Genomic DNA, 12,926 nt, shown 5'->3' on the forward strand with positions numbered 1-12,926 from the left:
ACGACTCGATTCGTGACCTAACGGAGGGAGTCGTCGTGGCCGACCGCTCAGTGTCGATCAATCTCCGTGCTCGTGTGGCCGGCTTCGTCGCAGGGATGGGGCAGGCGCAGAAGGAGACGACCAACCTCGGCCGGAAGATGGTCGAGACCGGCGCGTCTGCGGATCGGATGCGGCAGCGCCTGGAGGCCGCGACCCGCGCACTCCCGAAGATCGAAATTGACGCGGACTCAACCCCCGCTGAGATCAAGTTCGCTGAGCTGCGTGCCCAGATGGAGTCCCTTGCGGACAAGCGGATCGGCATCGACATTGACGCCGACGCGGCCCGCGCGCAGCTCGCCGAGATCGAGCGCGAGCTGGAGGCGCTGCAGCGGTCTGAGGTGGACATCAACGTCCGCGCCGATCTCGGTACGGCCTTGTCGGAGCTGCGGGCGCTGGACGGTGAGGTCTCCAAGGTCGACGGCCGGACCGCGAACGTCAACGTCAACGCCGACGTCGGCGGAGCTCTCGCGGGCATCGCCGCGGTTGCGGGTGCGCTCGCGTCACTGCCTGCCGTGACCACGGTCGCGGTAGGCGTGACCGCGCTCGGTTCCGCGTTTGCCGCAGCGGGGTTGGGAGCAGCCAGCTTCGCTGCGGTGGCCGTTCCGAGCTTGGGTCGCGTCAACGAAGCTCTGAAAGCGCAGGAGAGCGCGGCAAAGGCGGCTGGCGGGGCAACCGGCGGCGCTGGCCAGTCTGCGGCTCAGGCCGCGGTCCAGGCCATGCAGCTCGAAGCAGCGGAGAAGCGGCTTGCCGACGCTCAGCGCGACGAGAAGCAGGCGCAGGAGGATCTGACCCGGGCGCGCGAAGCCGGGCGTAGGGCCCTGGAGGACATGAACTTCTCGCTGGAGAGGTCTGTCCTCAGCCAGAAAGACGCTGCGCTCGCCGTCCGCGAGGCCGAGGCGCGCCTTGCGAAACTCCAAGCCGAGGGCGCAGACCCGCTGGAGATCGAGCGGGCGATGCTCTCCCTGGAGCAGGCGCAGCAGCGGGCGGAGGAGCAGGAGGTCCGCACCGCCAGGGCGAAGAAGGACACTGCGGAGGCGAACAAGAAGGGCGTCGAGGGCACCAAGGAGTACCAGAAGGGCCTCGACCAGCTCCGGCAGGCACAAGACCGTGTTGCTCAGGCGGAGATGCAACTCGCGCAGCTCCGCGCGCAGTCATCCGGCGGAGGCGGCGGGGGCGGCGGCGGGGGCCTGGACAAGCTCGCCGAGGCCATGGCCAAGCTGTCCAAGGCCGAGCGGGCGCTCCTGAAGGACATGAAGGACTTCGGGGACGCCTACCTTGCTTGGCAGCGAGCCTTGCAACCGGACGTCCTGCCCGTCATCTCGCAGGGGCTCAGTCTGATGGAACAGACCCTGCCGCGATTGACGCCGTTCGTTCAGTCCAGCTCGGCCGCATTCTCGACGCTGCTGACAGAAGCGGAGAAGGCGCTAGCAGGGCCCTTCTGGACGCAGTTCGCGTTCAACCTGAACACTGTTCTGCCGGGTGCGATCATCGGTCTCGGCCGGTCGTTCGGCAACATCACGACCGGCGTTGCCGGGATCATCGACGCCTTCCTGCCCTTCGCGCCGACCGTGGTCGGAGGGATCGAGTCCGCTACCGCTGCGTTCTCGGAGTGGGGACAGAGCCTCAAGAACAGTCCGGAGTTCGCCGAGTTCATCGAGTTCGTGAAGGTCAATGCCCCCCAGGCGTGGGAGCTGATCAAGAATCTCGCGAGCGCGCTGGGCAACATCGTCGAGGCTGTCGCCCCCCTCGGTGTCGGCTCCATGGCCGGCCTGAACCTGCTGGCTCAGCTCGTTGCTGGTATGGACCCGGGCCATATCCAGGCAATCGCTGTCGCCCTGGTTGCTATCAAGGTCGCGCATGCCGGCCTGTCCGCGGTCTCCGCATGGAAGGGCCTCGCGGACAACGTCGGGCTTCTCGGCGGCGCCGCAGGCAAGACCACTGGCAAGGTTGCCGCGCTCGGCAAGGCAATGCTCGGCATCGGTGCCGGCGTCCTCGTCCTGCAGGGCGTCGGTAGTGCTGTCAGCGCGATCGAGGGGCAGTCGAAGGGCATCGACCGATTGACGCTGGCCCTCACCGAGCTGGGGCAGACCGGCAAGTGGGCGGGCGACCTGGAGGACCAGTGGGTCGGCGTGTTCGACAAGGCAGGCACGGCGGCCGAAGGGTTCCGTGACGGCCTGCGGGAGCTGAACGACCCCTCGCTGTATGAGCGGCTGATAGATCACCCGTTCACCGAGCTCGGCGCGGTTCTGCCCGGGATTGATTCTGCGGTCGACCGGTTGGAGCAGCGCTTCGCTGACATGGACCAGACGCTCGCCGGGATGGTGTCCTCCGGAAACCTGGCCGGCGCGCAGGCCGCGTTCGCCCAGATGACGGAGGAGGCGGCCAAGGCCGGCGTGCCGGTCGAGAAGCTACAGGAGCTGTTCCCGCTGTACAGCCAGTCCGTACGGGTTGCGGGGCACGCCTCCACCGAGGCCGCCGCCGGCATTGATCAGGCCAAGCAGAAGCTCGACGGGTTCCAGACGTCGATGGATGCGTTCACCGCACGCACGGACGTGCTGCAGGCCATGGCCAATGTGAAGAAGTCCTACGAGGACGCAGCCGTGGCGATCGAAGCTGCGAACGGCAAGCTGTCGGTCAGCAAGGGCATGAACGATCAGCAGCGGGACGCGGTGGTTCGCGCACGCGAGGCGTTCTCCGGCTACATCACGGCGATCAAGACGGCTGCTGACGGTGCGGCAACGCTGTCGGGTAAGCAGACCGAGGGTTCCCGAGTGATCGCGGAGCAGTTGCCGAAGCTCGCCGAGCTGGCAGGTAAGTCGACCGAGGCTAAGGCTCAGATTCTCCTGCTGGCGCAGGCGTATGGGCTCTCTGCCGAGGACGCCAAGAAGGCGATGCGCGGCGGCCAGGACCTGAAGGAAGTCCTCGACAAGATCAAGTCCAAAGAGATCAAGATCGAGGCGGACACGAAGGCCGCGAAAGAGCAGCTCGACGCGTTCCTCAAGAGCCTGCTCAACATCAAGCCGATCGCGATCCCGTACTACCTGCAGGCGCAGGGGTCGACCGCACCGGTTTTGCCCGGGTCGAAACCGAAGGCATGGGGCGGTATCTCCTCGGTCTCCGGTACGGAGTACATGGCGGCGGGCGGCATCCGGGACCTGGGTGCCAGCGCTCCGGCGATGATCGTCCGGTCTCCTCATCGGCTGTCCGGACGGTCCGGTCCTGATGTTGTGTTCGGGGAGGCCGGCGCCGAGGCTTACATTCCGCTGTCTCCGGCGAAGCGGGCGCGTGGCCTGGAGGTTCTCTCCGCGACGGCGAACATCATGGGTCAGACGCTCGTCCCGTCCTCGGTGTCGAACACGTCATCGGTCAGCAACCTCATATCGAGCACGGCCATGACGATCGGCGGGGCGCGGTCCTCGACGGTCAATAGCTCGCGTGTCTCCCGGCCGGTGCAGATGTCCGGCTCCTGGTCTGGTGGCAGCGGTGCGGCCCCTGCTCCGGCGGGGGAGTCCGCCGGCGGCCAGTACGGCGGCGGCGGAAGGCCGGGCTCCATGGTGACCGTCCAGGGGGACCTGGTGGTCCGTGAGCAGGCAGACGCAGATCTCGTCGCCGAGCGGCTGCACTTCAAGGCAATGTCCCGCGGCTGAGCCCGCAACCAACCCAGCAAAGGAGGCGGGCTCAGCCATGCCCTGGGACCCGAATTCAGGCCAGACGTTCGGTGAGTGGCTGCGTGGCGGTGCGCCGCTCGGCCAGGGCCGTACCGCGGACGTCATCACGACCGAGCCGACGTGGCTCACCCGAGACCAGGTGCACGAGGGCCGGCGTGAGGACGGTACTCGCGTTCAGCACGTCACCGACCAGCTCGGTCACAACATCGTCCGCGAGACCACCTCGGACGGCCGTGAGCGGCAGCACGTCCGCATCAACCTCAGATAGGGGGAACCTGTGGCGCTGCAGGACGGCTGGTTCAGCGACACCTACATCAAGGCCCTGTCCAACGACATCGCGTTGGACTTGGGCGACACCACTGCGGGAACCAACAAGGGCGCGCTGTTTACGGGCAGTGTGTCTAGCGGGACGATTGATTTCGATGCGACCAACCCTGCCTACGGTAGTAGCCCGTTCAACGCCAATGAGGCCAGCGGGCCCGGCTATACGGCGGGCGGCATCAACATGACCGTCACGTCGTTCGCGGTGCTGGCCACTGCGAACAAAGTCGGCTGGAAGTTCTCCACACTCCTCTGGACGGCGACGACGATCACCGCGGAGGGGCTACTCGTCTACGTGCCCGGCCTCAGCAACCGGGCCGTGCTCTACCGCTGGTTCGGCCAGGCGTACCCCACTTCGGACGGCGACTTCCAGATCACGTTCCACGCTGACGGCATCTGGCGCGAGAAGCTCCGCGGCACTGCCTGACCATCTCTGACGACTCTCTGCCCCTGCCTGTGCGCGGGGGTTTTCGCATGTAAAGGGGGCCTTAGATGGCCAGGTACACCGCTATCGCTGAGGGTGTGGCGTCCGGTACCGCTCTCAAGACGATTTTGCAGATCGCCAACGACGCCAACCGGCAGACCGTTGTGTACGGGATTCGCGTCTCCTTCAAGGGCACGTCCTCGACGGCGGAGCCGGTGCGGACGGTGCTGATGCGTCAGTCCTCCGCGGGGACCGGCGGCAGCTCGCTCACGTCGAACTACGGGCCGAACAAGCTCGACCCGGGCAGTCCGTCATCCACGGTCACCTGCCTCAAGGGTCCATCCGGGACGTGGACGGCCGAGCCGACCGCGGGCGAGGTCGTGTGGGCGCAGGAGATCCACCCTCAGGCCGGCTGGGGCGAGTACATCCCCTTGGGTGACGAGATCGTCGTCGCAGCGTCCGGCCGGCTGGCTGTGGTCGTCACGGCTGCCGCGACCGTCAACGTCACCGCACAGTTGTACTGGCGCGAGGGTCACTAGTGGCTGGCGGCAGCAACAGCTTCGAAGGCGGCACCAACGGTGTCGCCGTCAGCGTCGGCAACTCCGGCGGGGCGTCAGGGGATGCGTTCAACGAGGTCAGCGGCCTGACCTACGCCAACGCCCAGGCTGCGCATGGTGCCCTGTCCGGCTCGTGTGGCAGCAACGGGTACGGCGCCCTGGCTATGTCGGGATCGGGCACGCGGTGGGCGCGCATGTACATCCGTGCCACATCGTGGTCCAACCCCAGCAGCATCGAGTCGATGCGCATGATCTTCGGTACTAGGTATTTCTCGGCCCGCCCGAATGCCTCCGGACTCGTGGAGATCAAATACTTCAACGGGTCGTCGGACTCACTGCAGGCGACTGGCGCGGTCGCCGCCGCCACAAGCCAGTGGATTCGTCTGGAGATACAGGTCTCCACCCCGGCATCATCCCCGGCATCGTGCACCGTGCGGCTGTACAACGACGCAGACTCGCTCACCCCAAGCGAAACGATCACGGACGCGTCCACCGCGATCACCACCGGCACGTGGAGCCAGGCGCTTTTCGGCTACAACGTCTCATTCGGCGGGACTGCACACATCGACTCTGTGGCCTGGAGCGATGTGGACTGGCTGGGGCCGATCCTGCCGAACCCGCCCACCCTCCCGCCGCCATATCCGACTGCGGCACATCGCGCCTCACGCTGGTAGGAGGGAGGCCCGGTGGCTCGTCTCGGCCGCGCATATCCCGCCCCGGCCCGTATCGTCGGCCCGGCCACACACCCCATCTCGGCCTCCATCACACTGGCGGAGTTCGAGACTGAGGCCGAGTGGCCTGCGCTCACGATCACCACGCCGGATGCACGCGTCCTGCTCGCCGCCTTCGAGACCGAGGCCGAGTGGCCCGCGCTGACGCTGTCGTATGAGCAGCAGTTCACCCTGAGCGCCTTCGAGACCGAAGCCGAGTGGCCTGCACTGACGGTCACCACGCCGATCCTGCCGGGCGAGAACATCACCGCGGCGGGGCAAATCGAGTGGAACGGCACCCTGTGGGGGGCCGGCACCGACTACCGGGTGCAGTCCGTCCAAGGGTGGGCGTCCCTGCCGGGCGTCAACAACCTCAACGTTGAGCGGCCGAGCCGGCATGGGGCCTGGCCAGCGCGGAAGCTGGCGAACCAGCGGATCGTGACGATCCGCCTGCAACTGGATTCGATCACCGACCCCACTGCGATCGACGACCTGATCGACGATTTCGCGCTCGTCACCGGCCTGGACGAGGACGGCACCGAACTCCCGCTGGTCATCAAGGGTTACGGGTCGCCGCTGCTGGCGTATGGCGCGGTCATTGACCGGGATCTGCCCATGGAGGGGGACTACAACGTCGGCGCCCCCACGGTCGGGCTGCTGATCGCCTGCTCCGATCCGCGTCTGTACGGGCTCACCCGGCACGGGACTACGGTCCCGCTCGACACTCCGACGGACCTCAGCAACGCCGGCAACGCCGCCACCCACCCGATCGTCCGCATTGAGGGGCCGGTCACCAACCCGGCCCTGACGTGCGACACCGCGGCGGGCACGCGGACGCTCGCGTTCGAGCTGTCGCTGACCAGCTCGCAACGCCTGGACATCGACACCGACGCCGGTACCGCCGACATCGATGGCGTGTCCTCCATCTCCTCACTGACCGGCTCCTCCGTTCCGGTCAGCGAGTTCGTGCTGGCCGCCGGCACGAACACGATCACCTACAGCGCGGACTCCGGCGGCGCCGAGGGCGCCGACTTCCTGTGGCGCGACGCACGCACCTGACACCGCTTGGAGGTGGGTGATGGTCGCCTCTGTCCGCTCGACCTCCGTCACGGTGGTGTCCTCCGGGTCGGCCGGCGTCATCCGTGGAGAGGCCCGGGAGGGGGATGTGCTGCTGGCCATCCACTCGGTGGACGGCGGCAGCCTCTCGCAGCTCACCATCTCCGGCGGCTGGGAGCTGCTGTCCTCGCGCGCGGGCGGCTCGTGGGCCGGCACGAAAGTCTGGGGGCGGGTCGCTACCGCTTCCGAGCAGCAGGTGTACGGGGTCGGGCAGACATCCACCGCCGATGGTGTGGTGACGATCGTCGCGATCCGCGGCGCCGGCGACCTCGACGACATCGTCATCACCTCCGACAGCGGCCCGACCGCGCCCCCTGCCACCCCGGGCACCGGGTCTGGCCTTGATCTGCGGTACGCGGCGGGCCTGGAGTCGGTGCCTGCGTCGATCTCGTGGACGGTACCGACCGGGTATACGGAGCTGGTCGACGAACAGGCATCGGTGTGGACGTCGGCGGTGCTCGCCTCGCGGGCACTGTCGTCGTCTACGGCACTCGGCCAGGCGACGTTCGTCCCAACTCCGAGCGCGTTCGTCTCGCACGCGTTCACGATCGTGGTGCCGTCGGCGGCCTCGACGGAGCCGACGCCGCCGGAGTATCCGGCTTACACGCCTGGCCGCGGCACCGCCCTGTACTCCTACCAGTTCCGGCGGTTGCTGGACGGACAGTTCTTGGGCGCGCTGGACCTGTCGGACGTGTCGTTCGACAAGCGGATCCTGCAGCCGGGCAGCCTCAGCGCGAAGATCGACATCCCGAATCGGACGGTCGCTGACGTCGTCGCCTCCATCATCCCGCGAGACGCCTCCACCCTCACCGCAGGGCCAGGCGTCATCGTGTGCGACATCTGGCGGGCCGGAGAGCCGTGGGGTGAGTACTGGATCACCGGGGCGACCGTCGGTCGATCCGGGGAGGGCACCCCCTCCATCCAGCTCCGCGGTTCCACGCTGGAGGCGTACCTGCTGCACGTCGAGCTGCAGGACGACCTCACCTACACCGGCCAAGACCAGGTCGACATCGCCCGAGACCTGATCGAGCACATGGCCTCCCAGGATTACGCGGACCTCGGACTGATCCTGCAGTCCGGCGTGTCCGGCGCCTTGCGCACCATCAGCTACCGGGAGAGCGACGGCGGTACCTACGGCCAACGCCTGGTCGAGCTCGCCGAGCTGGACGACGGCTTCGAGTGGGGCATCAACATCACCGCCGGATCCTCCGGCATCGAGCGGCATTGGGTGTGGGCGGACCAGCTCGGCCAGCAATCACCAGCCCTGCATGTTTTCTCCGACGGCCGGCATGGCGGTGACATCTTGGAGTGGCGCGAGGAGATCGACGCCCTGCGTGGCGCCACCCGGTGGCGGGCCCGCGGCGGCACCCCCTCCTCCGGGGACGCCTCCACCGTGTCCACGCCGCTCGTCTCGGCGGTGCATGAGGCGAGCGCGCACCTGGCGGCCGGCTGGCCGCGACTGGACCGCACCCTCTCCAAATCCAGCGTGACGGTACAGCAGACGCTGGAGGACTACGCCGCCTACTGGGCCACGGTCGCCCCGGGTGCGCTGCGGGTGGACTCCATCACCGTTGCGCTCGGCGCACAGCCGAGCTTCACTCCCAACAGCTTGGGGGATGCGGCGCGGATCTACCTCGACAACGAATGGCACGAAGCCTCGTGGAGGACCCGCCGGATCATCGGCGTCGGCATCACCCCCACCAGCAAGCAGCACGGCAAAGAGGTTGCCCGACTCATCCTCGAAGGAGCCGACGTTGAGTGAGAACCGGTACCCGGGCGACCCCATGCAGGACCTACGAGACCTGCAGCGGGCCATGGGCGAGCAGCAGGCCACCCAGCAGCGCCAGCCCCTAACGGAGGCGACGCTTGGGTGGATCCTCCACAACATGGCCACCCCCAGTGCGGCGGCGGCCGGCTGTCACATCTTCGCCTCCGGAGGGCAGCCGTACGCGGTCGACTCCTCCGGCGTGGTGTGGTCGATGCGACACCGGCGCGGGGCCGCGGTCTCCGACCCGTCTGTGTCGGTGTCGTCCGCTCCGGCGTCGTATGACCAGTCGCACATCCAATCGCTGGTCAACGCCGTGCAGTCCTTGAACACGGCGGTGGTCGCGTTGATCACGTCGCTTGAAAACAGCGACCAGATCTCCTCCTGAACCGGTGCCGCCCGCGCGGGGCTTGAAACTCCACCCAAAGGGACGCGCGGGCGGCGCCCCCTTCTTCTTCGATCGGCCTCGGGCCGTACCCCTATAGCAAGGAGCGCCGGTGTGACCGAGCAGCCTGGAGTCGATGTCGCCCTAGCTGAGCTGAGGGGGCTCCTGAAAGAGGGGTTCGCCAAATTAGACGGCCAGGTCGCGTTGGTCATTCAGCGGCTCGACCACGTTGACGCCAGGCACGCCGAGCTGGTCCGGCGCGTGGACGAGGACCGGGCGGTCTCCGCAGTACGCAACGACGCCGCAGAGAAGCGTCTGGACGCGTTGGAGCGGGACGCCGTCACCCGCCCGCAACTCGCAGAGCGGACCCGGCAGATCATCGCGATCGTCGGCGTGATGCTCACCGCCGCGAGCCTGCTGGTTGCCCTGGTGCTCGGCCTCATGAAGTAACCCCCGCTACCCCGCAAGGAGGTTGGCCATGAAGTTCGTGTCCCGATCGGGCTGGGGTGCTCGTGGCCCGAAGTCCGTGACCCGGCTGTCGTCTGCCCGCGGTGTCAAGGTCCATTACGTCGGGTCCCCGGTGACGAGCGTGCCGGCGGTGAAGTGCGCGACCGGTTGCCGCAACAAGATCCGGGCGATCCAGCGCCAGCACATGGACGGCAACGGCTGGTCCGATATTGCGTACAACCTGCTTGTCTGCGAGCACGGTGTCGTCTGGGAAGGCCGTGGTGCCCGGGTGATGAGCGCGGCGAACGGGCCCGGCCTCAACTCCGGCCACTACGCGGTGTGCGCCCTCATCGGGTCGAAGGGGCTGACGGAGCCCACCGACGCGCTCCTGGACGGTCTCCGGGACGCGATCGAGTACCTGCGCAAGTACGGCGCTGGCAACGAGATCAAGGGGCACCGAGACGGCTACAGCACCTCCTGCCCCGGGCCGCAGCTCTACGCGTGGGTGAAGGCCGGCGCGCCTCGCCCGAAGTCCACAAACCCCACGGAGGCGATGGTGAAGAAGCTCCCGCTCCTGAAGAAGGGCAGCAAGGGCGTCCACGTCAAGACCATGCACTACCTGCTGCTGGCCCGGGATTACGCCGGCCTGGACGGCGTGGATGACATGACGTTCACCGGCGCCCATGAGGCCGGTATCCGCGGCCTGCAGAAGGCGGCCGGTATCGACGTTGACGGCCTCGTCGGGAACGACACGTGGGCCGTGCTGCTCCGGGTCGCCTGACCAACTGATCCGCAACTGAGAAGCGGTAACCCCTGTCTCCCGCCACCGTGGCGGGCCGTCCCTGAGGAGGGGCAACACATGCAGATCTCCAAGTACTGGAAGAGCGTCCTGGCCACGCTCGGCGCGACCGTCGTCGCCGCCGAGGCCATCGTCGATGACTCCGTCGTCACCGACAACGAGTGGGTGAACCTGGGTATCGCTGCGCTCACCGCGGTCGGCGTGTACCTGGTGCCGAACAAGAACGACGGTCGGACGCCGGGTTACCGGGGCGACCACGGCGCCCCGTACTGACGTAGCCTGATCGTGACGTCTCTGCCGGGTGAGGAGTAACGGCACCTGAGGGTGCTGCCAACACCGGGAGAACCCTGGCGTCGTGAGGCGTCGGGCGGGACGGCACAGCGCTACGCGCGGCCAGGCCGTATCGAGATCCGGCGGGGGTCAGCTCCCCGCATTCATCCCCTCGTCCGCTTCTGGCGGTCGAGTGCCAGCCCTCGGGCTGTTGCGTGCCCCCGCCCCCATCACCCCGGGGGTGGGGGCGTCTTATTGCCAGATACGGCAAAAAGGCAGGTCAGCCCCTTTTTCCCGGATCTGGGAAAAAGGACAAAACGGGAGGCGCGATGGCCCGCATGCTCGGTTCCGGCGCCTACTACGGCATCCCCTGTATGTGCTGCAACGGGCCCCGCGCCGTGCGGGTAGAGCGTCGGAGGGAGGAGCGGGCGTGGCGGGCGGAACTCCACCCGCGCGTTCTGATTCCGGCGCCCGGCGATGACCCGTCCGAATGCGGTCACGGTTGCAACGGAGACTGCCTCGTCTCCGGCTCGGAGTTGTGCTCCTTCGTCTGTCACCCCGACTGACCCGCTACCCTGCTCAGTGGAGCCCCTGGTCGTCCGGCCGATGGCCTGGGGCTCCGCAGCCATACCCAGCGCCCGTCCCTCTTTGGAGGGGCGGGCGTTTTCGTCGTGCTTGGAGACGTTCCGCCCGTAGCGGCGCAAAGATCTACCGAACCGACACATCGATAGTCGGCGCTCCAGCTTTGCCTAGCTGACAACGGGAAATGCGAGCTCAGCGTCCTCCTGCATGCCAAAGTGTGGCGGGGGCGGTCTATACGGGGGTTGGGCCGGTACGTACACTCAAGTCCTCGACAGGTGACATAAGTGGGCAGACCACGACACAAGACCAAGGAGTTCGAAGCTGTCCTCAAGGAGGCCGAAGCCAAAGGTTGGACCGTCACCTTAGGAGGGAACGGTCACTACAAGATGTACTGTCCGTGCCCTCGCAAGTGCAAGAAGACCATGGCGGGTACGCCATCCGACCCGAACTACCTGAGAAACCTACTAGGTCAGTTGAACCGAGTGACCTGCTGGTGAGGAGCAGCATGACCCACTATCTGATCATGGATCTGGGCTTCGTCTGCAAGGGACCAGGTGACACCGACGACGCGTTCGACGCTTTCTCTGACCGGGTCCTGGACGAGCTCATCAAACTCCAGATGTCGGGCGACGTCGGTATCGTCGGCGACCCAGACATCACCGCCAGCCTGACGGAGCGCACCATGTCCATCCTGCTGGGCATCGAGGCATCCACTCTGCAGGACGCAGACCGTCTCTTCATGGCCAACGTCCGGTGCGCGCTCCACGCGGCCGGATGCCACACGGCCGGCTGGCCGAACTACGAGCCTGCGGAGAACGACTTCCCGCCTGCACGTAAGGCGGAGTTCGCCGAAGCTTGACCCCTGGCACGCGTACGGCCCCCGCACCTACGGGTGCGGGGGCCGTACTGCTGTCTGAGGTACTACTCGTCTCGGGGCTGGAACCAGGTGTCGAAGAACTCCTCGCCGCCGATGACGCTGAACCCCTCGCGGCGCTCCCATACCCTCCGGCAGGCGGGGCACATCCACTCGTCCGGGCCGTGGATCGGGTCCACCGGAGGGTTGCAGGAGTGCTCGGCGCGGTCCACGGCTCCTCTTCTGGGGTCTGGTATCGAGCGTACGGGGGACGGATGTCGGGCGGTGGTGCTACGGTCGGAACCACCTCGGCCCCGCGCACGCGGGGATGATCCGTGGCCCTGTCTGAAAAGACAGTCGGCCCCGCTCTGGCGGGGATGAAGCCCCGCCCGTAGGCGGGGCTTTCTCATTGCGTCAGTGCCTGCTCCAGCAGCCGCCGGATCGCCGCCGCCTGAGACTCGCCCTCCTGGCGGACAGCATCTACCCGCTTCTCCAAGTCCTCACCGAGGCGAATCTTGATGGGCTTGCCGCCCACTGTCACCGGCCGGCCCGGGCCGCGCTCCTCCTCCAGCTCACCGAAGTACTTCTCGACGATGCCGTCGCTGCTGTTCTTCAGCAGCCAGGTTTGCGCGGCCTCGTCGTCGAGGAACTCGTAGTACTCCGGGCCGTTGAATTCGGCGGTGAAGTTGTAGTAGCGGACCCACCGGCCGCCCTTGGTGCGGTACAGGCGCTCGTAGCCGACCTGTCCGCCAGAGATGACGCCGCGGTGGTTGTTGCCGTCCCAGTAGGTGTCCTCGTCGATCTGCTCGACGCAGGTGTTCGGGTCGAACCAGCCGAGCAGGGTCTTCTCCTCGTAGGGGTCGCGGCTGTAGACGTTGACGCGTGCCATGGGGTACTCCTAGGTGTGTTCGGGGCCCTGGGCCCTGTGGCGCTGGCCTGGCCAGCGAGGATCGCAACAATGACCATGGTTTGTCTGCTTGTACGCGGAGG

The 12,926-nt window shown here is 67.2% G+C and carries 14 protein-coding genes; 12 read left to right on the forward strand and 2 right to left on the reverse strand.

Features of this window, described 5'->3' with window-relative positions:
- Positions 1–35: 35 nt before the first annotated feature.
- From HS041_RS12360 to HS041_RS12415, 12 genes are all read left to right on the forward strand, one after another.
- Positions 36–3,686: a coiled-coil domain-containing protein gene (locus tag HS041_RS12360; RefSeq protein WP_196440608.1), complete on the forward strand. Its 3,651-nt coding sequence runs from the start codon at positions 36–38 to the stop codon at positions 3,684–3,686.
- A gap of 37 nt (positions 3,687–3,723) precedes the next feature.
- Positions 3,724–3,975: a hypothetical protein gene (locus tag HS041_RS12365; protein WP_196440609.1), complete on the forward strand. Its 252-nt coding sequence runs from the start codon at positions 3,724–3,726 to the stop codon at positions 3,973–3,975.
- A gap of 9 nt (positions 3,976–3,984) precedes the next feature.
- On the forward strand, positions 3,985–4,455 hold the full coding sequence (locus tag HS041_RS12370) for a hypothetical protein (RefSeq protein WP_196440610.1): 471 nt from the start codon (positions 3,985–3,987) through the stop codon (positions 4,453–4,455).
- A 95-nt stretch (positions 4,456–4,550) separates the two neighbouring features.
- Complete coding sequence (locus tag HS041_RS12375; RefSeq protein ID WP_230878532.1) at positions 4,551–4,991, forward strand: hypothetical protein; 441 nt, start codon at positions 4,551–4,553, stop codon at positions 4,989–4,991.
- On the forward strand, positions 4,991–5,683 hold the full coding sequence (locus HS041_RS12380; RefSeq protein ID WP_196440612.1) for a hypothetical protein: 693 nt from the start codon (positions 4,991–4,993) through the stop codon (positions 5,681–5,683). The genes HS041_RS12375 and HS041_RS12380 overlap by 1 nt, the downstream gene beginning before the upstream one ends.
- A 12-nt stretch (positions 5,684–5,695) precedes the next feature.
- Positions 5,696–6,778 carry a phage tail family protein gene (locus HS041_RS12385; protein WP_196440613.1) on the forward strand — a complete coding sequence of 361 codons (1,083 nt, stop codon included), beginning with the start codon at positions 5,696–5,698 and terminating at the stop codon, positions 6,776–6,778.
- Between the two features lie 19 nt (positions 6,779–6,797).
- Positions 6,798–8,597 carry a hypothetical protein gene (locus HS041_RS12390; protein WP_196440614.1) on the forward strand — a complete coding sequence of 600 codons (1,800 nt, stop codon included), beginning with the start codon at positions 6,798–6,800 and terminating at the stop codon, positions 8,595–8,597.
- Positions 8,590–8,988: a hypothetical protein gene (locus tag HS041_RS12395; RefSeq protein WP_196440615.1), complete on the forward strand. Its 399-nt coding sequence runs from the start codon at positions 8,590–8,592 to the stop codon at positions 8,986–8,988. The genes HS041_RS12390 and HS041_RS12395 overlap by 8 nt, the downstream gene beginning before the upstream one ends.
- Positions 8,989–9,099: 111 nt before the next feature.
- Entirely contained in the window at positions 9,100–9,435 is a 336-nt protein-coding gene (locus tag HS041_RS12400) for a hypothetical protein (RefSeq protein WP_196440616.1), read from the forward strand.
- A 28-nt stretch (positions 9,436–9,463) separates the two neighbouring features.
- Complete coding sequence (locus tag HS041_RS12405) at positions 9,464–10,213, forward strand: peptidoglycan recognition protein family protein (protein ID WP_196440617.1); 750 nt, start codon at positions 9,464–9,466, stop codon at positions 10,211–10,213.
- A gap of 78 nt (positions 10,214–10,291) precedes the next feature.
- On the forward strand, positions 10,292–10,504 hold the full coding sequence (locus HS041_RS12410; RefSeq protein ID WP_196440618.1) for a hypothetical protein: 213 nt from the start codon (positions 10,292–10,294) through the stop codon (positions 10,502–10,504).
- A 1,084-nt stretch (positions 10,505–11,588) separates the two neighbouring features.
- Positions 11,589–11,942, forward strand: a complete 354-nt coding sequence (locus HS041_RS12415) for a hypothetical protein (RefSeq protein ID WP_196440619.1) — start codon at positions 11,589–11,591, stop codon at positions 11,940–11,942.
- A 62-nt stretch (positions 11,943–12,004) separates the two neighbouring features.
- Here the strand turns inward: HS041_RS12415 and HS041_RS12420 are convergent, their stop codons facing one another.
- Both HS041_RS12420 and HS041_RS12425 read right to left on the reverse strand, forming a co-directional pair.
- Positions 12,005–12,169: a hypothetical protein gene (locus HS041_RS12420; RefSeq protein ID WP_196440620.1), complete on the reverse strand. Its 165-nt coding sequence runs from the start codon at positions 12,167–12,169 to the stop codon at positions 12,005–12,007.
- A gap of 173 nt (positions 12,170–12,342) precedes the next feature.
- The gene (locus tag HS041_RS12425) at positions 12,343–12,825 is read right to left on the reverse strand and encodes a ribbon-helix-helix domain-containing protein (RefSeq protein ID WP_196440621.1); all 483 of its coding nucleotides are present in this window, start codon (positions 12,823–12,825) and stop codon (positions 12,343–12,345) included.
- Positions 12,826–12,926: the final 101 nt, after the last annotated feature.

This window comes from Planomonospora sp. ID67723, assembly GCF_015711605.1.
Classification (GTDB): Bacteria; Actinomycetota; Actinomycetes; order Streptosporangiales; family Streptosporangiaceae; genus Planomonospora_A.

Bases quoted from the DNA above. Each gene is read 5' to 3' on its own strand.
- HS041_RS12365 (WP_196440609.1), top strand. From the start codon at position 3,724: ATGCCCTGGGACCCGAATTCAGGCCAGACGTTCGGTGAGTGGCTGCGT.
- HS041_RS12390 (WP_196440614.1), top strand. From the start codon at position 6,798: ATGGTCGCCTCTGTCCGCTCGACCTCCGTCACGGTGGTGTCCTCCGGG.
- HS041_RS12405 (WP_196440617.1), top strand. From the start codon at position 9,464: ATGAAGTTCGTGTCCCGATCGGGCTGGGGTGCTCGTGGCCCGAAGTCC.
- HS041_RS12410 (WP_196440618.1), top strand. From the start codon at position 10,292: ATGCAGATCTCCAAGTACTGGAAGAGCGTCCTGGCCACGCTCGGCGCG.
- HS041_RS12415 (WP_196440619.1), top strand. From the start codon at position 11,589: ATGACCCACTATCTGATCATGGATCTGGGCTTCGTCTGCAAGGGACCA.
- HS041_RS12425 (WP_196440621.1), bottom strand. From the start codon at position 12,825: ATGGCACGCGTCAACGTCTACAGCCGCGACCCCTACGAGGAGAAGACC.